This is a genomic window from Paenibacillus sp. FSL K6-2524 (assembly GCF_038005525.1).
Taxonomy (GTDB): Bacteria; Bacillota; Bacilli; order Paenibacillales; family Paenibacillaceae; genus Fontibacillus; species Fontibacillus anaericanus.
This window is the reverse complement of the sequence record NZ_JBBOSP010000001.1, coordinates 5,874,652-5,894,296: the sequence shown is the minus strand read 5'-3', so window position 1 is coordinate 5,894,296 and position 19,645 is coordinate 5,874,652. Positions and strand designations below refer to the sequence as shown.

The following is a 19,645-nucleotide window of genomic DNA, read 5'->3' as shown; positions in this document are numbered from 1 at the left end:
AAGATTGCTAGATGGTAAATTTAATTCAAACGATTGCACAATTTGTAATATTTACCTTAAGGGGGTGTTTTTCACAGAATGATTAAGGAACTCAAACCGAATTATGGGGATGAATACTCTTGGCATGAAGTAAATTGTTTCTTTCGGGCTTGGTCCATCGTATTGCAGTCATATCATGCGTCATATTTCGACAACTTTCTTCAGGCGATGTTTTTAAATTGGACCTTTTTTCCGGAAAGTATTGCCGAAACAGAACATGATGACTTTATGCTCGAGAGTAATGCAAACGTTCTCTCTCCACTTTTTAATGTGCAGGCTGAAAAGGTGTTTTACAAGAATCAGTACCAGTTCCATGAGCTGATCCGTACAAGTTTGAATCAAAAGCACCGACTGATCATACCTGGAGATGTATTTAATATTTACTATAATGCAGCTTATAGAACCAAACACGGTGAGCATTATTTTATCCTCAAGGGTTGTGATCAGCAAACAGGGCGTTACTACATTCTAGATAATTTGCATGTCAAGAATGGCTCCAGCACATTATACGAGGATTTCTTAATTCCTTGGGATGTCTTATATGATTCTAGTCAATTATTCTTCGAAAACTTTCAACCAACATCAGAACCCTACTTTTGGTCAACCTCAGAATTATCACCACATCACACCAACAACTCCAGACTAGTCTTTCAGGCTAACCTCTACATTCTGAATAAATATATTAACCAGTACAAGGATCATCAATTTGAGTCGATGCTAAGTAATCAAGATAGTAAAGCGGAGCAAATCCAGAAATTTTTCATGAAATTCAACCATAAGAATACATACTTTAAAATTTTAAAATCGGTATTCAAGACACTCGAAATTGACACCACAACATTTGACGAACTTATAGTTTCGTTTAATGAGCTGAAATCAAAGATTCCGATAATTTTGGCAGGGTCTGGTTCATCCAGTGAGTTGTTCGCACAGTATACGTTATTGGAGCGAAATATATTGCTGCATATGCACGGTCTGATCACGGAGTATTTGAATACCGCTCAAAGTCAGGAGAACACAGTTCAGCAGATTTCACTTGAGGAGGCGGTCATACTTAATGCCAGCGGGGTTAATTTGCAGATGGAGAAGGAGAAAATTACAATCCATCACAGCGCTACGCTTAAGACAGATACCTGGATAGCCGAGAATGATGCCTTCCAAATTTTATGGAGAGATGATAAGAGCAACGTAGGCTACGAAAGTGGCGACATCGACTTAATTGAAGTGGAAATTGAGAATCGAAGTGATCCTGGATTACCTTTCCAGTCCGGTATTATCATCATTTACGATCATGAGACGCTATTGTTTGGAGGCATACAGAATATTGGAATATCCTTATTTGTTCCTCAGAGACAAGCGGATTATTGCGTAAAGGAAATGAAAAATTTAGTGCCTTCTCTCAAATTGAAGATACGCAAAGATCGAGAGAAAGGTCTACTTCTCTATTACAAGAATCCCCAGGATATAGAGTATCGGTTATTTTATGAGAATGGTTTTTCGCCGGATTTTACCGAGATTGGTATCTTCTCTAGAACGTGGGAGCCAATTGATCACACAACCGTGTTTACAAACTTAACTGTTTATAACCATAACCTAATTATGAAAGGGAGAGATGAACATGTACGAATTTGAGTACAAGCTGCGCGAATTAATAATTAATGAGTTGGAATTGGAGGATGTTAACCATCTAGGATTAGATGATCCATTATTCGAGACCGATGAAGCAGACAACTATGCGCTAGATTCAGTAGACGCTGTGGAGTTGGCAGTCCTAGTCAAACGGAATTATAATATTGAACTTTCGGAGGAGGACTCTGGTGCCTTCGCAAGCATCAGATTGTTAGCAGCAAAAGTAATGGAAAAGCAAACTATTAACGTCAATTCATGAGTGTGAGGAGATATAAGTAATGGATATGTTAAGTGTTAAAGATGTCCAATTTTCTTATGATAAATCCAAAAAAGTGCTAAAGGACATCAATTTCTCAGTGAGAGAAAACGACGTGATGGGATTTATGGGATTGAACGGTGCAGGCAAGTCCACACTGATTCAATTGATTATGGGTCTGCTTAAGTTGTCAGACGGAAGTATAGAAATTGGAGATCTCGATATCAAGAAGCATTCCAAAGAGGTTAAGAAGATGCTTGGTTATGTACCGCAAGATATTGCGATTATTGAGAATCTAACGGCTTATCAGAATGTGAAATTTTTTGGTTCTATCTATGGATTGAAAGGCAAAGAGTTGGCCGAGCACGTAGACAGAGCGCTAGCATTCGTACAGCTAACGGATAGAGCAAAGGAGAGACCCTCCAAGTTCTCTGGTGGTATGAAGCGAAGATTGAATATTGCTTGCGGAATTGTGCATAATCCTCAATTGATTATTCTGGACGAGCCAACGGTTGGAGTTGATCCCCAATCTCGTAATTACATCCTTGAATCGATCAATGAACTGAAGCAGCAAGGGAAGACAATTATTTATGTCTCGCACTATATGGAGGAGATCGAGTCCATTTGCAATCAAGTAGTCATTATTAATGATGGCAAAGTGCTATATTCCGGCGGTATGGATGAGATTAAACATGAGGCTGGTAGTGAGATGATTAATGTTATCTTTCATCGTCCTTTAGAAGAAGCAGACAAACGACAATTGATGTATGAATTTAAGGAAAATGCCGCATTTCCTTCGGAAACAGAGTTGGAAATCAAGGTTCATGGTGAAGCTGGTGAATCTGTGAAGAATCTCATTTCGCTGAAAGAGAACTTTAACGATCAGATCAAGAAAATCCAATTGTCCGACGTCTCTTTGGAAAGTGTGTTCTTAGAACTTACCGGAACTCATCCCAGTGTGCAACAAAGTGGTTAATAGCTGAAAATACCTTGATTAGGAGTTATATCATGAGAAGCTTCAGAATTCTGATATTTAATTTTTTCCACAAGATGTTTATGGAGAAAGCCGTATTGGTTAACCTGATCGTACTTCCTATTCTACTGATAGGTATCTTGGGATCTTCTCTGTCGTCCATTTATAACCCCAAACCTGTTAAAGATATTCCAATTGGAGTGGTCTACGGAGCAGGAAGTGAATATTACAAGCAAAGTCTGATCGGTTTTTTTGAGGATAAAGAGGTCAAGGAATTGCTACGAACTAAGGAAGTTGCGGATTTATCGACTGCCCGTGAGCAGTTAGGAGCAGGTGTATTTAAAGCGCTTATGATCGTACCCGACAATATAGATCTGCAAATGGCCAATGGAGAAAAAGTGGAAATCACGGTACTTTACAATCAGAAGGATACGGTCGAGCATAGCGTAATTTCGGTTACCTTGTCCACGCTGACGGATGCCACGAATTCGCTTCGGCTTGCTTACGAGATCATGCCGGAGCAGGAAGACGGCCATCAATACGTGTTCGAACAATTGATTGCGGATTCCGACATAGCTGGACAACCCAAAACTACTGCAATGAATTATTACGGAGTAACGATGACGGTTCTTGTTCTGTTCTATGGACTCTCTTTTGCGATTAATAATATTCAAAATGACTTTAAGGGAAATCTAGGAGTTAAGCTAAGAATATCACCGATTTCTCCGCTTGTTGTTGTCATTAGCCTGTTTACTTCGGGGGTACTGGTATCTTTTATTCAAGCCTCGATTGTTATTCTGTTCTCAAAATTGGTGTTCGACGTGTACTATGGGCAACATCTCTACGTCATCTTTTTCATCACTCTATTAGGTTCTATGTTCTTTAATGCTATCGGATTGATATTAGGCGTGTATATTAACAATCGAAAGCTTTTGAACATGATTACTAGCGTTGGTATTCCTCTTATGATCTTTGTAGCAGGAGGATATTATCGCATTGATTTTGGATATTTTAGCTTTGTATCCCCAGTTACATATATTCAGAAGCTGTACTTCACTTATATCTACCAAAATGAAATTTTAATGCCATATATCTCTTCCATTCTACTCTTAATTAGCCTAGGCATACTGATATCACTGATCATGCTGAGCAAATATAAAGGAGTACAAGCTTATGAAGATATTTAACTTCTACTTATTTCGCATCAGCCGCAACTGGCTTATGTTCTTACTTATTATCCTATTACCAATAGCTCATATCTATACGACCTATCTACAATACCAGACTAATTTTCAATATCGTATAGGGGTTGTCGATCAGTCTGACGATCAACTTTCAAGGTTGCTGATTGAACAGTTGTCTAAAAGCAATGTAGCTATCGTGAAGCAGGATACAGTCAAGGAATTGGAGGATAAGTTGATCAGCAATGAAGTGCAATATGCACTCGTGATAGATCAAGGGTTGGAGCAGGATGTTTTGGACAATAAGAGTTTTGCCAAAATCCGTGGATTCTCGTTGACCGATGATAACAACTCTATTCCACTGAAGCTGAAGCTGAATAGTTTCCTGTCCTCTACCAAGACGATAGCGGGCATAGAGTTCAAGGATATCAGTGAGTTCTCCGCTGCGTTGAGCAGGCTAGAGCAGACGACATTTAACATCTCCGAGAAATATGAAGGAGACAAGATAAAGGATACCTATATTGGGCTAATTAATGTGTTAGCCTTTGATATTTTCTTCTTGTTAATCTCGATGTCCCTTGTCTTTCTCAAAGATAAGGAACGGGGAATATACGAGCGAATTCTAGTCAGTCCAACAACATCTATTTCTTATTATTTACAATCTACCTTTTTGTTTGTCGTATATGGCATGATTCAGTTTTTTATTGCCCATGGTTTTATTAATCAATTGCTCGGAACGAAGGTCATCTTACCGCATTTTCTCCAGATTAGTGCTGGAACCATTCTCTATGTAGCGTGTTTAGCACTTATTGGACAAATGATTGTTGCGCTCTCTAAAAATATGAAGGTTGGAGTAAGTCTTCTACCCATCTTTGTTCTCCCTTTGGGGATGTTAAGCGGACAACTTTGGCCTCGGGAGATCATGCCGACATTTTTGCAGCAGGTGTCTTCCGTCTTCCCAACTAGCTGGATTGTTATGTTTAACAAATCCGAAGTGTTGTATGGACTCACGTCTTCTGAACTTCTGAAATTCGGGGGATACTTCACATCATTCCTATGTATCGGTGTCATTTTAATATATTTAGTCGTCAAAAAGGATGGGATAAAAAGTGTCTAATTCGAAACTGAACGGTCAGCGCAGAGCGGTTGTTACAGGTATTGGCGTTCAATGTGCCTTTGCAGATAATTACGAGCAGTTTAGAAGTGAGCTACGCGGATCGACGGGAAATAAGTCTCATTCGCGAGTCATTACGTTAGAGAACTTGGAAAGAACAACCCAGCAGGACTATCAGAAGATCAAAACCAAAAGCCTAATTGATTTTAACGAATATGGCTTGGATTCGCTGAAAGAGGCAATGAAAAATGCAATCCTATCCGTGAATGATTTGGAAGAGATCAAACATAAGGTTGGGTTGGTATATTCAACTTCAACGGAAGACACGAACACTTTTCTTTATAGAACTTATTCAGAAGAGGAGTCATCATTTGGTACAAAGTTCTCTGAATATGTCCAGGACGCCATTCCAATCAATGGGAAGATTACGGTATGCGATTCCTCTTGCTCTGCTGGTGGGATCGCCGCAGGTAAGGCACTTGATCTGATTCGATATAGCGATCATAAGATTGTTTTGCTGGGCGGGATCGAGACGATTACCGTCATGCAACATTCCGGGTTCAGCATTCTGGGGGCTCTTGGGACAAAAGGTTCACAGCCATTCTCCAACCTTCGGGATGGAGTTGGTCTGGGTAACGCCTCTGTTTTTCTTATCGTAGAGGAATACGAATATGCTTTGAACCGGGAGGCTCCAATCCTGGGTGAGATCGTTGGGTATGGAATAAGTAATGATGCCTACCATATCACAGCACCGCATCCTGAGGGGATTGGGGCTAAACTTGCTATGCAGCGAGCAATCGAGGAAGCGGGTATTACGGCTGAGGATATTACATATATCAATGCTCATGGTACTGGAACCCCAACCAATGATGCTATGGAAGTGTTAGCGATTAGCGAGGTATTCGTTCATCCTGTTCATGTATCCTCTATTAAATCATTGACGGGCCATACGTTGTCGGCTGCTGGAATTGTCGAATTAGCTGCCACTGTCGCTGCTATGCATGAGCAGTATGCCATTCCAAACTATAAATTACATCAACCGATGGAGCATAGGGAGAACATTGTGTTTCCTGAGGAAGCGATTCCCTGTCATTATCATTATGCACTCAGTAATTCTTTTGCATTTGGTGGCAATTGTGTCAGTGTCGTTGTGAAGAAAATAACTCAAGAGGTGTCATAAGATGAACATCTGTATTACAGGTAACGTATTGTGTTCGGCGTATGGAGATCGTTTCGAGGACTATGAGTTCTCGGCAGAACCTGAATTGTTGCGAATAGATCGGGACTTTAAGGTATTACCTAAAGTCAGAAGAACGGATCGACTGTCCCGCATTTGTTTATATACTGTGATGGGGTTGCTGGATAAGAACACATCGTTAAAGGATTATTTGCAGCGTACAGGAATAGTGATGTCATCTAAGTATGGGCCTTATAAAGTATGCAAGGAATATATCGAGACGGTTAAGGCGGAAGGCTACGATATGGGAAGTCCAACGTTGTTCTCCGCAACGGTGGCGAATGCGGGAGTAGGCTACATATGCAGAGCGTTGGGACTTCATGGGCCGATGACAACAGAAAGAGGAGCGGATGGTATTGTTTCAGCCATCCAATGTATTCAATCTGGCAAAGCCGAGGTTGCTTATTCTCTGGCTGTAGATGAAATTACGGAAGTCCTTACCGCTTTAACGGGGCAAGAAAACATTGAACGTTTCTCAGAAATAAGCAATTTGCTCGCTATTGAATCCGAAGAACATGCGGTGAATCGAAATGCGCCCATCCTTGGGTATATTTATGGGGTTCAGACTTTTGCTGTGAAGAAGAACGGTGATCGTTTGTTTAAGGAACAGGACTTCACAGCATGTCTAAAGCTCGTATTAGAGGAGTGGAAGGAAGGATTCAATATGATGGATGGTGATATCGCTGCGGTTATATTATCTTCCCGTCAAGGAAGCGACCAATGGCAGCTTGAGCGAGATTTCTTCCAATCGTATCTGAAAGAACCGTTCCAGACGCTGTCGCCTAAGGACTTTTTCGGGGAGTCTTTCTCCTCCGCATTTCAGAATGCTATGCAGTTCGCCCTCTTGTCTAGTGAAGTGACATCAGATGGATATCTGATCGTTATCGATGCTGACTTTGAGGAATCCAAAGTATCACTCGCATTACTAAAGGGTAATCCGGCAAGGGAGGCGGATGTTTGATGATAGGGGGCAAAATTGCACTAGTTACAGGTGGTAGTCGTGGTATCGGAAGTGCTGTTGTGGAGAAATTGGCAGCTGAAGGGGCTACTGTTATCTTTACTTATCATTCTAATCGAGATAAAGCAGAGCAATTAACTGAACGGTTAAGAGCGCAGGAACGAGACGTGCATTGTCTGAAGTTAGACATTACAAGCCGTGAAGAAGTCCTTGCTGCATTAGAAATAATATACAGCCAATACGGAATACCCGATATTCTAGTCAATAATGCAGGTGTTAACCGCGATAAACTATTCGTTCAGATGAGTGAGGATGATTGGTTCGAAGTCATGAATACTAATCTAAACGGGGTATTCCACATTACGAAGTCTGTATCCTACAAGATGCTACTGAATAGCAAAGAGGGTTCCATTATTAATATGTCTTCTGTATCAGGTATGATCGGAAGTGTAGGGCAAGCGAATTATTGCGCAGCAAAGGCTGGGTTGTTGGGCTTCACACGATCCGTCTCTAAAGAACTCGGTAGATATAATATCCGTGTTAATGCGATTGCCCCAGGTTATATCGAAACAGATATGATCGGAGAAATCCCGGAGAAGCATAAGAAGGAAATGATGGGACGGATCCCGCTTAAGCGTATTGGTTCCCGTGAGGAAGTGGCAAATGTCGTCTTGTTCTTGGCCTCTTCCATGTCTAGTTATGTGACGGGAACGACGATCGTAGTTGACGGAGGATTAACTAGCTAGATGAAGGTGGAGGAAGCAGCGCCTATTATGTTTGTTGATAAGCTACCTAAAGGAATGGAAATGTTGTTATATTCCTTTTCCTTCACGTGCGGTAGTAAGGGAAAGGGAATTAAGAAATCCCGGCTTAGGCAAAGTGTCCGGGGCATTCTACAACAAGATATCCCGGATGAGTTCCTCCATTCAAGATCCTATTGCGGAAATGATGTTCTTCAGGTTATAAGTTATGACTATGTGGTGGGCTGTGATTATGAGAATATGGATAGATTTAAGGGTACCAGTTCTTTTTTTACGAATGATGCTGAATTAAATTATATTCGTAACCAGCGGCCGGAACATGATGAACATATGCTCTTGAGCGTGATATGGGGGATGAAGGAATCGCTAACCAAGCTGCTTCGGATACCTCTGCAAGTATTTCTACAATCCAAGACACTCCGGGTTGAAACCGGAAGAATGTCCATGACAGGCTTAGGGTGTCCGGTATTTGTATACACAGAAATACACGGCTCTAATCAGATTGTTATAACTTACTGCGAAAGGGAGCTATTCCATGTATGGCATTTCTAAGATAAAGGAAGCATTACCGCAGCGTTATCCATTTTTACTTGTCGATCGGGTTATCCAGCATGAATATAACAAATCGGTTACGACGATTAAGAACATCACCTTCAACGAATTTTGGAGTGTCGGACATTTCGATTATAAGCCGATCTATCCGGGGGTACTTATGATCGAGACGATGGCACAAACCGGGGGATTAATTTTTCATAATTTCGATGACAACAAGAACAATTTAGAAGGTAAGGATGGACTTTTGGTTGGTGTAAACAAAACGAAGTTTCTGAAACGTGTGGAACCTGGCGATAGGATCATTACTGTAGGCCAAAAAGTAATTAACTTAGGGGATATGGCTAAAGTATATTGCGAGATGTTTGTAGACGACTGTAAAGTCGCACAGGGAGAACTTTCATACTTAGTCAATTGAAGGTGAAAAGATGTTTATCAGCAGATAGAGGCAATGTATATGTATGGTTGCCGAGATCAAGAGTATCATCTTGATTTCGGCTTTTTTAGTGTGCAACAATATCTTCACAGCATTTCTTGTATTTGCGGCCGCTACCACATAGACAGAGGTCATTTCTACCCGGCAATTTTCTGCCACGTGCGATCCATTCCTCAGTACGTTCCTTACGCCATTTTACCGCAATTTGTTCCATTCGTTCATAGGAATATTGGTAAATCATCTTATAACTCTCGCAAAATACATCGGGTAGCACTCCTCCATCTCCAGCGCTCCAGCGTCGGTTACGGGGGCATCCACCATGGCAGAATTTCAGGTACTGACAGCTTTGGCATGAATCCGGAAGTGTAGGTTTCAATCGTAGGAATTGGTCGTATTGTGGATTCGATAAAATATCGTCTAGGGAATCGGTACCCACATTGCCTAATTTATAATTACTGTTCATGAAGAAATCACAAGGATAGGCATCCCCGTTTTGTTCTAGAATAAGCGTTTTTGGACAGGAGTCACGGTGGATGCATGATTCAGCAGGATATCCTACATGGAGTCGGAACAAGTTGTCGAAGAACCGTTCAGAAATAACGGGATTTCCATCATTGAACCAAATATCAAACACATCACATAGAAACTGGCCATATTGCTTCGAGGTAATAAGAAACTGTGGTGGCTTATCAGGTTGTTGAGCCCGGAAATCCATGCAAGGGATGAACTGGATATAGTTAAAGCCATGCTCAGCGTAGAAATTTAACATTTCAGCAGCCTTATCGACGTTTCCCTCATGAACTACAGTAAGAATGTTGAATTCGACCTGCTGTTCATGCTGGATTCCACGCATGACCTGATTAAAGCTTCCTGTCCCATTGGAGTACACCCTGCGAGAGTCATGGATTTGTTGAGTTCCATCCAGGCTAACCCCGATTAAGAATTCATTTTTCTTAAAAAAAGCTGCCCACTCTTTCGTTATTAATGTTCCATTGGTTTGTAATGAGTTTCCGATCACCGTTTGGGTTCGGGCATATTGGCGTTGTAAATGTACCACCTGATCAAAGAAGTCTAAGCCCGCCAACAAAGGTTCTCCCCCTTGCCAAGCAAAAGTGTGCAAAAGCGCTATCCGTGGGGCGATATTTTAGACCCAGGTGGAGAGTATAAATGCAACATTTGGCAGGGGGCGTTTCCTGATTATAACGATGTCAGTGACGGATATGCAGGTACCGCGCCCGTGCGCTCCTTCGAGCCAAACGGATACGGACTGTATAACACAGTCGGAAATGTATGGGAATGGTGCTCCGATTGGTTCTCATTGGATGTGGATGTTCAAAGCCAGCGGATCAACCCCAAAGGACCACATACTGGGACTAATAAAGCTATGAGAGGTGGTTCTTATCTATGCCACCAATCTTACTGCAACCGTTATAGAGTCGCAGCCCGCAGCTCCAATACACCCGACAGCTCCACAGGTAATATAGGCTTTCGTTGTGTAGCGGATGTGCGGTGAAAGGTCGGTGTAGTACAAGTGATCATCGGTCATGAAGATGCCTTGAATGTTCACCAGATCAATATATAGTTTGTTTCAAAGGCACCCGTCCATTTTGCCGCTAAGGCAATTGGGCGGGTGTTTTTATATTTGGTTATCTTGATAATAGAGGGTCCATAGTTGAAAGCTATGAAACTAAAAAAACAGCTACAAATAATGAATTTGCTTGCGTTTAAAAAGGTGATCTGCCGCAAGTTTTAGACAACCTATGAATATATATATATTAGAAAAAAGAGGGAGGTAGATGTATGTTCCAGAAACAACGTTTTAAAAACTACGCGTTATGGGTCAGTATAGCTTCTCAAGTTATTTTGTTGGTTCAACTCATTGGGCATTTAACGGGAGCCTTTGATTTGACAGATGTGATGAAACAGGAAGTTCTAGCGATTGTGGATGTGGGGCTTGGTTTGCTATCCACACTCGGAATTATTTCGAATCCAACCAAGCCGAAGAGTGGCGGGTATAACTTATAAAGAGTCACCCTCGTAAATTTAATACTCACAGAAATAGATACTATCCTCATAGGATGGTATCTATTTTTATAGGCCCAAAACCCAATTAGCGGTTGACAGCCCCTGCAGTGTGAAGCAACGTTACGTTTTGAAGGATGTTACCATCACTGTTAAAGGAGGGATACCGTGAGTGGAGAGGTTACCTTGATAAAAAGCAGCTTTGAAGAAGATTTAGATGATACCAGAAATCATTCAAATAACCTTATTTGACGATATAAACGAAGATGACATTCGTAAAACCAAGTGGTTGCTGGGTAAACATACAGATATGATAGATCTTATTGGTAATTACGAGTATTCTCTAAAGCAGATGAAAAGCGGATTCAGTGAATACGATTACGTGGCAGCTGAAGGATCGGTAGCCAAGCGAGAAACAGGTCATGAGCTTACAGCTGATGTTACAGCTAATTCAGTAATACTTAAAGACAAACGGTATAAGATTTATCAGTTCTATCTCTTTATCACTAACAATATTAAATATGCTATTAACAACATGCGAGATCCACATGAAAATAAAATAGCCGAGCTCCTATTTATCAACGGTACAAAGTATCTAAAGGCGCAAGAGTACATGAAAAAAGGTTATAAAAAAGAACTTTATGGTATCTCAGATAACACATTTGCAGATAAGAGAAGGAAGGCCATAGCCAATATTGCCACTAGCCTAAAATATAATCGAACCCTTGATTTTGTAACGATTGATTACGGACTAGGGCGAGGAGAGAACGGAGAAATCAAGTTACTACTTCCATTCAATGAAGAATGACCACTCTGGCATTGAACTGCACTCCAATTGTTAGACACAATTAACAATTGGGGGCAGTTCAACATAGGCTAGTGAGCTTTTGCTCTTGCACTGATATAACATATTTCGAATTTAATAATGTAAAATCCGTAGCAATTACGCATAATCAATAGTTTATACTATAGATACAACATATTAGGTGATTCAAAACTACCCCTTAGCCGTCTCATACACTGAGTCGGTATTTTTATTGAGGTAGTACGATAATTACATACCACACGGGTAATCTATTATTTTCTAACATTATAATGTAAAAAAAACTTTTTTACGATAAAAATTCCCTTCTATTTACAAAATAGTATGTTTGATGGTATTATAAAATGGAAATTAAATGAAATGGAGGGAAATTCATGAAAAGAGTATTGGTTGCCATTTTGTCATTATCTTTGCTTGTTCCGAGTCTCACTGCATTTGCTACCCCAGCACATAGTCAGTTGCAGACTGTACCTGAGGTTAATACGAAATCTGTCTTGACAGAAAAGGAAATGTTAGATATTGTTAATCAACAACTTGACGCACAGAATGCCTCCCCTGAGTCTTATGAGTTTTTTAGGCAGATGGTGAAAAATCAATTCGCTAAAAAAGAGGGTATTAGTGTTCGTGGTGTTGATGACCTTGTATATGCCCCAGATGGAGGAGAAGTTTTTTATAATCTAAAATCTGGTAGTATGTTTGTTGCAAGAGTAGAAATTCAATATCTTTCACCATCTACTACAAAATCAATAATTAGTAAATATAAAGACAGTAAATTAACAACTTGGCAAGACTTGGCTATAGCTTTGGCGGGGATATTTGTCGGGAAAAAATTCCCTATTATCGGTAGTATCATGGAAGCTTATGGTGCGTTAGGGGTTTTAAGTGACTATCTAACTTCCGAAACGATAAGATCCATTGAAAGAGCTGGTGGTCAGTCAATGCTATATACTTATACAACAAGTCGAGGAAAAGATACCGTTTGGGCTCCATGGCAGTATTATTCTTATTTTGAAGTACCTGATTTCGACCAATATACTACTGATATCTCTTACAAGGTCTATTAATAAAAAACATTACTATATCGACTGGAACATTTACTTGTTCCAGTCGATTAATTGAGGTGCATAAATGAAAAATAGCAAATTAAAGATTACAAAATGGTATTATATACAACTTTTTTTCGTTATTATCATATGCATCTCTTTTTTGATTTCACCAAAAATATTTAATGCAGGGACAGAACTAATATTTGGGAATTATATATTTCCTTTAACCTCTATGATATTTGTAATAATATCTATATTACTAAATGATAATGATGAGGTATTTGGAATACTTTATTTAATTTATGCCGTCGTATTCTATTCATATTTTGGAAATGATAAAGTGATTTATTTGTTGTTTCTAGCTCTTATGCCAATTTTTTGTATTATTAGAATGTATCAGTTATACAAACGAAAGCACCCATACCGTTTATATTTAATACCTGCTCTATTTATAATGTTTGTTTATTTTTATTTAACTTCTTTATTTTACTGAATATTTAGATTTTAAAAGATTTTATATGAATGAAAAGTATACATTAAAACTCTTAAGCAGAATTAGTAAAAACATAGACGTGGTAACCTGCCGCTCCTTTTGGAGTGGTATTTTATTGGGAATACTATTTTTATGATGAAACGAAGGACATAGCGCACCTTATGTACATCTTCAATCACACAGAAGAAAAGATAACTTTGAGGTATGTAGGCATTCTTCAGGACACCTTAGATGAGGTATTGGATGATTTTGAGTTGTAGCAGTTCACTTTAAAAGGTTTATAGTGAATGCAAATGATATTTACTATTTGAATTTGGAACTTATAGGAAGTTGGAGAAAACGACCAGGCTTCTTTTTTATTGGCAACACTCTGACCTATTTTGACTTTTAATGCGAATTCCAACTCAAATACGTAGTAGAACAGAGGTGAAATAGTTGCCTGGGGAGAAAAGTCCAGAACATGAGAAGGCATTAAAGATATGGTTAAAGAGTGGAAGACTCTTGTATTAGCTTTATCAACTACTGACTTTTAGATCGAGCCTTTAAATAATCCATATTTTACTCAAAACATAGTATTGACTCTCACGTTACGTGATACCCTATAGTAAATAACGAAGGGAGGACATCATCCAAATGAGAGTGAAGGAAGTTGCTGATTTAGTTGGGATCAGTGTGCGCACACTGCATCATTATGACGAGATCGGATTGTTAACCCCGGAGGAAACAACGGAAGCCGGCTACAGGATATATTCCCCGGACAATCTGGAGATGTTGCAACAAATTTTATTCTTCAAGGAGTTAGGTTTCCCTTTGAAAAAGATCAGTGAAATCATCAACGATCCATCATTTGACCGCCACGAAGCGCTATTACTACACAAAAACATGCTACTGGAGCGTCGTCGTCGATTAGATGGAATTATCGCTACGATTGATAGAACAATTCAACATTCGAAAGGAGAAATTGAAATGACAGATAAAGAGAAATTTGCTGGTTTTGATTTTGGTTCTAATCCTTATGAACAAGAAGCACGTGAGCGTTGGGGAGATGCAGCCGTTGAGCAGTCCAATGAGAAGATCGGTAAAATGCCAAAGTCAGATCAAGAAGCATTATCCGAAGGGATGAATGAAATCTATAGGAAACTTGCGCATCTTCGGGGTACCTCACCTCAATCTGAGGAGGCACAAGCAGCTATTAAGGAATGGTATGATTTCCTGAATCAGATAGGTAACTACTCCTTGGAGGCATTCAAGGGACTAGGTCAAATGTATGTCGATGATGAGCGATTCACGAAGAACATCGATCAATTTGGCGAGGGACTGGCGAAGTTTATGTGTGATGCGATGATTGTATTTGCGGAGAGCGACAAGAAATAGATTATTAGTTGAATTAAAATTGAGGACCTTCCGAAGTTGGACGGTCCTTTTTCTTGCTATGTAGTTTACAATGAGAGAATGAAATGAAATTAAATTCCACGAGCGGAGGCTGTTTATGACACTGTACGATATTGAAGTGAAGACCATTAAGGGTGAAGTTCAAACGCTGGAGTCATACCGAGGGAAAGTACTGTTGATCGTGAATACGGCAACGAAGTGCGGCTTCGCTCCTCAGTTTAAGGGTCTTCAAGATTTGTACGATACGTATAAAGATGAGGGCTTTGCTGTACTGGGCTTTCCCTGTGGACAGTTTGCTAACCAGGAACCAGGAACGAATGAAGAGGTTGCTGCTGCCTGTGAGTTAAATTTCGGAGTGAACTTTCCGCTTTTTTCTAAGGTAGATGTGAAGGGGAAGGATATTCACCCATTATTTCAATGGCTTACGAATGAGGCTCCTGGAGTACTAGGCACTAAATCTATCAAATGGAATTTCACGAAATTTCTGATCGATCAGCAAGGTAAGGTCGTGAAACGATTCGGACCTAAAGATACCCCTGCACAAATCACTAGTCATATTGCAGGTTTGCTTACTAAGAGTGGTTAACAAATAGGTAGTTTTGTTCTATCATATAGGAAGCACCCCTTCTGAGCGTTATTGGAATCTCGACAATTCCTAATATACTAAGCAGGTTTGTGTCTTTTTTTTGTATGCTTGGCATTCATTCTGATTTGGAGAGGATCTAATATGAAACTAACGTATAAAGGCAAAACGAAGGATGTATTCGCACTAGATAACGGCAATTATTTACTGAAATTTAAAGATGATGTCACTGGGGAAAATGGAGTGTTCGATCCTGGAGCCAATACCGTTGGGTTAGTAATGGAAGGTGCAGGTCAGGCGGGGCTTCGCTTAACAAAGTTCTTTTTTGAAAAACTAAAAGAAGCAGGAATTCCGACACATTATATAGATGCTAATATCGATGAGGCAACGATGACGGTCAAGCCCGCGACTGTGTTTGGCAAGGGACTTGAAGTTATTTGTCGCTATCGAGCTGTAGGAAGCTTTCTACGCCGCTATGGTTTATATGCACAAGAGGGTCAGCCTTTAGATGGTTTTGTTGAAGTTACACTCAAAGATGATGATCGCTTAGATCCGCCAATCAGCAAGGATGCACTCGATATGTTGGGCATACTCTCGGCAGACGAATACGAAACATTAAAACAACTTACGAAGCAAATTAGTGATGTTATCAAAACAGAGCTGAGCCTAAAAGGTATTGAACTGTATGATATTAAATTGGAGTTCGGTCGAGTGGACAAAGACAAGCAAATTGTTCTGATCGACGAGATTTCCGGTGGAAATATGAGAGCTTATAAAGATGGTAACTATATAGAACCACTAGATTTAGAGAGAATGATGGTAGCAGGAAACTAAGGGGAATGAATATGACAAAATATAAAATGATCGTACTTGATTTGGATGATACGTTGCTAATGGATGATCATTCGATCTCACCACGTACCAAGCAGTCATTAATGGATGCACAAGAAGCAGGAGTTAAAGTCGTACTTGCCTCAGGTCGGCCTACATTTGCCATGACGCATATTGCTAAGGAACTGGAGCTTGAGAAATACGGCAGCTTCATTCTATCTTTTAACGGGGCCAAGATTACGAACTGTGCAACAGGTGAAGAATTGTTCAGCAGTACATTATCTCCCGAGACGGTACATGAGCTATACCATATTAGTAAACAAGAAGAAGTGGGGATTCACACCTATGTTGGGGACGATATCGTAACGCCAGCTAATAATAAGTATACCGATATCGAAGCTGAAATTACGGGGATGCCGATTATAGAAGAAGAGCATTTTGTTCAGGCCATTCAAGAACCAGTTGTAAAAGTATTGATGGTAGAAGCACCTGAAAGACTGGTCATCTTGGAGAAGAAACTTCAACAACAACTAGAAGGCAAACTCAATGTTATGCGTTCGAAACCATTTTTCTTGGAGTTTACTGAAGTGGGTGTAGACAAAGGAACGAGTTTGCATCATCTCATTCAGAAATTAAATATTCAGCAAGAAGAGGTTATTGCGATTGGCGACAGCTACAATGACCTTGCGATGATAGAGTTTGCTGGACTTGGTGTAGCAATGGGCAACGCGCCTGATGATATTAAAGCAATTGCTAACTACGTAACCGATACGAATATGGAAGACGGAGTGGCGAAAGTAGTAGAAACGTTTATTCTGGACAAGATTGTACGTATATAATAAGGCGTAAAATCTAGATTAGCGCTTGACCATGAATCGACCCATGAATCAACCCATGAATCGAAGGGGATTACGAATGCGAATGGCTGTAACGCTGTAACGGAACTCAGCGACCTTATTTGCGGTTTATTACACAGTTCTGAATTCTAACGGAACCAGCAGACGTTATTTCATCATGATTCATGCATTAGAGCATCATTTGGAGAAATAAGGTCTTTCAGTTCCGTTAGAATGTTATGCGATCCTCGAAACTCAAAATAAGGGCCACTGGCGGTTCAACCCCCTAAATTTGGACACTTTCCACATCATTCTTAAGAAATCTCATCATAGCGCAATTTTTTGTGGGGGAATCAACCCCATGGTCATCAAACGTAAGTATTCCTTGGGTGGCCAATCCTTGAGACTGCCATGGATCCGTTCCGTATTGTAGTACCGAATGAATCGATCTACTTCTGCAAAGGCTTCTTCGTAATTTTCAAAACAATTGCGTTGGTAACATTCTCGCTCTATGATGCTGTGATACGACTCAATAAACGCGTTTTTGTTTGGTGTTTGGTTGGGGATCCGTTCGTGCTCTATGCCAGTTTGTTCGCAAAAAGTATAGAAAGCTTTACTAATAAACTGTGGCCCATTATCGGTCCGTATGACCAACTTGTGTTCTTGTTCGTGTATTCGCCGCTTTAGAAGCGCCTTCTGTACCGTACGTAAGATGTCCTGCGTGCTGCAAACCTTTCCGCGATGATGGGCGACAATGTTCCGATCAAACACGTCAATAATGCTTGCCAGGTAGAAATGCTGACGTTTACCGGCTACGTAACCGTACTTAATGTCCATCTGCCATAACTGGTTAGGTCCATCCACAACTCGGTTATTTGCAAGCCTTTTGGGTACAGGATTTGTCAGTTCACGCTGCGGATGAAGGATGCCCATTTCTTTGCATAAACGGTATACTTTCTTTTTGTTAATGATTAATTTATATTTTCGCCGCAACAACGTAGTTAGCTTTCGGTAGCCGAACGCTGAATTTGGCCCTTGGATAAGGCGTCTGAGGTACCCTCTAATACGAGCATCTACCACCTGTTTTCCATCCTTGTCAAATGAGTAACCCGGAATAGGCCGGCCGCTACTGACAGGTTGTTGGTGTTCAGGATGTTGCAGACGATAGTAGTAGGTTGAACGAGGGATTCCACACAGACGTAGTACTCTTTGAATAGGATATCCCTGTTCAATCCAGTGTGTTGCTACTTCCAATCGGGATACTTTTTTTTTACCAAGTCACGAAGGATGTTGTTTTCGAGTTCTTTTTCTCCCAACAGCTTCATGGCACTGTCATATTTCTTCTGCAAATCTTCGTAACTGGCTGCATTCTGTTTCAGTTTCTCGGCATCGATTTGCTTCTTTTTCATAAGGTCGTCCACCTCATCCTGATATTGGCGGACCCAGTTGCTTAACGTTTTAGGAGACATTCCGTGCTTCCGGGCTACCATCTCTACTCGGTAACCGGCAAGCACTTCAACCACTAGCTCCTTCTTCGTTTCAACAGGGCACCTGAATCGTCTTTTCATCGATTTACTCCTTACTCATTTTAGTGTATATGAGGTGGATTGGAGTGTCCAATTGGATTAGGGGGCTATATAGCTGGTTCCGTTAGATACAAAAACACTATGGGAAATGAAATTCCCATAGTGTTTTTGTTTATTTAGGTTATTATTTTTATTTAAATCAATTCTACTTTTCATATATGGGGTCATGGTTAATTTCGCTGACTATTCTAGTTTTTTTATAGCCACATAAATTCCAAAATGCATCTGCTTCATCTGAAGTAAGATAAATATGTTCAACCCCTTTGGCATAAAGTACCCTTTCGGCATGAGCGACTAATTTTGCTCCAAGACCTTTCCCTCTCATACTGCGATTGATGTAAATTTCTCTAATAAATCCCCATCCTTCTCGTTCACACCAATCACTATTAGGATTATCGATTTGATAGCAGATAAAACCTACTAATTTCTCGTCAACCAGAATCATATCTAATGGGGAAATCTCGGAAATTGAACTATCTGCTATTTCAAGACATGTTGCATCCACCTTATGATCTACAATTTTAATATTAAAATCACCTAAGTAAGTACAAAACATTTCTTTAAAATCACACATATCATGATTGCAAAACGGACGAATTTTAACATTTTCTATTATCATAACTTACCTCCAAAAAAAGATTAGGAGGGTTAATTATGCGTGAACCCTCCATACACGCCTAAGTACAAGTTAAAATGTGCCATATAACATCATCCTTTCTATAAGAGATTTATTATACGAAATTGCGTTATAATAACGCTTGCCATAATTATACAGATCTTATTCGCACTGTGAAATGTAAAAAAGCACATGTAATTTTACATATGCTTGTGCGTTTTTTACGAAAATTATGATATTTTCAAATTTTCACTTTAAAAATGAACCCGTTACAATAGTTC

Annotated in this window: 21 protein-coding genes and 1 pseudogene; 18 read left to right on the top strand and 4 right to left on the bottom strand. The window is 40.0% G+C overall.

The window, feature by feature from the left end:
• Positions 1-78: 78 nt before the first annotated feature.
• From NST85_RS27475 to fabZ, 10 genes are read left to right on the top strand one after another with little or no spacing between them, the layout of a single operon-like run.
• Positions 79-1,671, top strand: coding sequence for a hypothetical protein (locus NST85_RS27475; RefSeq protein WP_341190916.1), 1,593 nt, complete (start codon positions 79-81; stop codon positions 1,669-1,671).
• Positions 1,658-1,927 (top strand): phosphopantetheine-binding protein, encoded by a 270-nt coding sequence (locus NST85_RS27470; RefSeq protein WP_170220267.1) that lies wholly within the window; start codon positions 1,658-1,660, stop codon positions 1,925-1,927. Before NST85_RS27475 ends, NST85_RS27470 begins: the two co-directional genes overlap by 14 nt.
• Positions 1,928-1,946: 19 nt before the next feature.
• Positions 1,947-2,900, top strand: coding sequence for an ABC transporter ATP-binding protein (locus NST85_RS27465; RefSeq protein ID WP_127194117.1), 954 nt, complete (start codon positions 1,947-1,949; stop codon positions 2,898-2,900).
• Between the two features lie 32 nt (positions 2,901-2,932).
• Complete coding sequence (locus tag NST85_RS27460; protein WP_341190915.1) at positions 2,933-4,084, top strand: ABC transporter permease; 1,152 nt, start codon at positions 2,933-2,935, stop codon at positions 4,082-4,084.
• Positions 4,071-5,195 (top strand): ABC transporter permease, encoded by a 1,125-nt coding sequence (locus tag NST85_RS27455; RefSeq protein ID WP_307398480.1) that lies wholly within the window; start codon positions 4,071-4,073, stop codon positions 5,193-5,195. Before NST85_RS27460 ends, NST85_RS27455 begins: the two co-directional genes overlap by 14 nt.
• Positions 5,188-6,372: a beta-ketoacyl-[acyl-carrier-protein] synthase family protein gene (locus tag NST85_RS27450; RefSeq protein ID WP_341190914.1), complete on the top strand. Its 1,185-nt coding sequence runs from the start codon at positions 5,188-5,190 to the stop codon at positions 6,370-6,372. Before NST85_RS27455 ends, NST85_RS27450 begins: the two co-directional genes overlap by 8 nt.
• A 1-nt stretch (position 6,373) precedes the next feature.
• The gene (locus NST85_RS27445; protein ID WP_341190913.1) at positions 6,374-7,390 is read left to right on the top strand and encodes a hypothetical protein; all 1,017 of its coding nucleotides are present in this window, start codon (positions 6,374-6,376) and stop codon (positions 7,388-7,390) included.
• Positions 7,390-8,133 carry a 3-oxoacyl-[acyl-carrier-protein] reductase gene (gene fabG, locus NST85_RS27440; RefSeq protein WP_341190912.1) on the top strand — a complete coding sequence of 248 codons (744 nt, stop codon included), beginning with the start codon at positions 7,390-7,392 and terminating at the stop codon, positions 8,131-8,133. The genes NST85_RS27445 and fabG overlap by 1 nt, the downstream gene beginning before the upstream one ends.
• On the top strand, positions 8,134-8,700 hold the full coding sequence (locus NST85_RS27435) for a 4'-phosphopantetheinyl transferase superfamily protein (RefSeq protein ID WP_341190911.1): 567 nt from the start codon (positions 8,134-8,136) through the stop codon (positions 8,698-8,700).
• Entirely contained in the window at positions 8,684-9,118 is a 435-nt protein-coding gene (fabZ, locus tag NST85_RS27430; protein ID WP_127194124.1) for a 3-hydroxyacyl-ACP dehydratase FabZ, read from the top strand. The genes NST85_RS27435 and fabZ overlap by 17 nt, the downstream gene beginning before the upstream one ends.
• An 85-nt stretch (positions 9,119-9,203) precedes the next feature.
• Here fabZ and NST85_RS27425 read toward each other — a convergent pair whose 3' ends face one another.
• On the bottom strand, positions 9,204-10,220 hold the full coding sequence (locus NST85_RS27425) for an SPASM domain-containing protein (RefSeq protein ID WP_341190910.1): 1,017 nt from the start codon (positions 10,218-10,220) through the stop codon (positions 9,204-9,206).
• Between the two features lie 33 nt (positions 10,221-10,253).
• Here NST85_RS27425 and NST85_RS27420 point away from each other — a divergent pair.
• From NST85_RS27420 to NST85_RS27385, 8 genes and pseudogenes are all read left to right on the top strand, one after another.
• Positions 10,254-10,649: pseudogene (locus tag NST85_RS27420) on the top strand (formylglycine-generating enzyme family protein); the annotation flags it as partial.
• Positions 10,650-10,936: 287 nt separating this feature from the next.
• Positions 10,937-11,161 carry a phage holin gene (locus tag NST85_RS27415; protein WP_307398485.1) on the top strand — a complete coding sequence of 75 codons (225 nt, stop codon included), beginning with the start codon at positions 10,937-10,939 and terminating at the stop codon, positions 11,159-11,161.
• Between the two features lie 214 nt (positions 11,162-11,375).
• On the top strand, positions 11,376-11,966 hold the full coding sequence (locus tag NST85_RS27410; protein WP_341190909.1) for a hypothetical protein: 591 nt from the start codon (positions 11,376-11,378) through the stop codon (positions 11,964-11,966).
• Between the two features lie 389 nt (positions 11,967-12,355).
• A complete protein-coding gene (locus NST85_RS27405; RefSeq protein WP_341190908.1) occupies positions 12,356-13,045 on the top strand; it encodes a hypothetical protein in 690 nt (229 codons plus the stop codon).
• Between the two features lie 1,102 nt (positions 13,046-14,147).
• On the top strand, positions 14,148-14,894 hold the full coding sequence (locus NST85_RS27400) for a MerR family transcriptional regulator (RefSeq protein WP_341191175.1): 747 nt from the start codon (positions 14,148-14,150) through the stop codon (positions 14,892-14,894).
• A gap of 115 nt (positions 14,895-15,009) precedes the next feature.
• Positions 15,010-15,498, top strand: a complete 489-nt coding sequence (locus tag NST85_RS27395) for a glutathione peroxidase (protein WP_341190907.1) — start codon at positions 15,010-15,012, stop codon at positions 15,496-15,498.
• Positions 15,499-15,639: 141 nt separating this feature from the next.
• On the top strand, positions 15,640-16,329 hold the full coding sequence (locus NST85_RS27390) for a phosphoribosylaminoimidazolesuccinocarboxamide synthase (protein WP_307398486.1): 690 nt from the start codon (positions 15,640-15,642) through the stop codon (positions 16,327-16,329).
• A gap of 11 nt (positions 16,330-16,340) precedes the next feature.
• On the top strand, positions 16,341-17,165 hold the full coding sequence (locus tag NST85_RS27385) for a Cof-type HAD-IIB family hydrolase (protein WP_127194130.1): 825 nt from the start codon (positions 16,341-16,343) through the stop codon (positions 17,163-17,165).
• 324 nt (positions 17,166-17,489) lie between these two features.
• Here NST85_RS27385 and NST85_RS27380 read toward each other — a convergent pair whose 3' ends face one another.
• The 3 genes from NST85_RS27380 to NST85_RS27370 all read right to left on the bottom strand — a co-directional run bounded on the left by NST85_RS27380 (position 17,490) and on the right by NST85_RS27370 (position 19,367).
• Complete coding sequence (locus tag NST85_RS27380; protein WP_127195315.1) at positions 17,490-18,416, bottom strand: IS3 family transposase; 927 nt, start codon at positions 18,414-18,416, stop codon at positions 17,490-17,492.
• The gene (locus tag NST85_RS27375; protein WP_127195314.1) at positions 18,407-18,730 is read right to left on the bottom strand and encodes a transposase; all 324 of its coding nucleotides are present in this window, start codon (positions 18,728-18,730) and stop codon (positions 18,407-18,409) included. The genes NST85_RS27380 and NST85_RS27375 overlap by 10 nt, the downstream gene beginning before the upstream one ends.
• Before the next feature lie 163 nt (positions 18,731-18,893).
• The gene (locus NST85_RS27370) at positions 18,894-19,367 is read right to left on the bottom strand and encodes a GNAT family N-acetyltransferase (protein ID WP_341190906.1); all 474 of its coding nucleotides are present in this window, start codon (positions 19,365-19,367) and stop codon (positions 18,894-18,896) included.
• Positions 19,368-19,645: the final 278 nt, after the last annotated feature.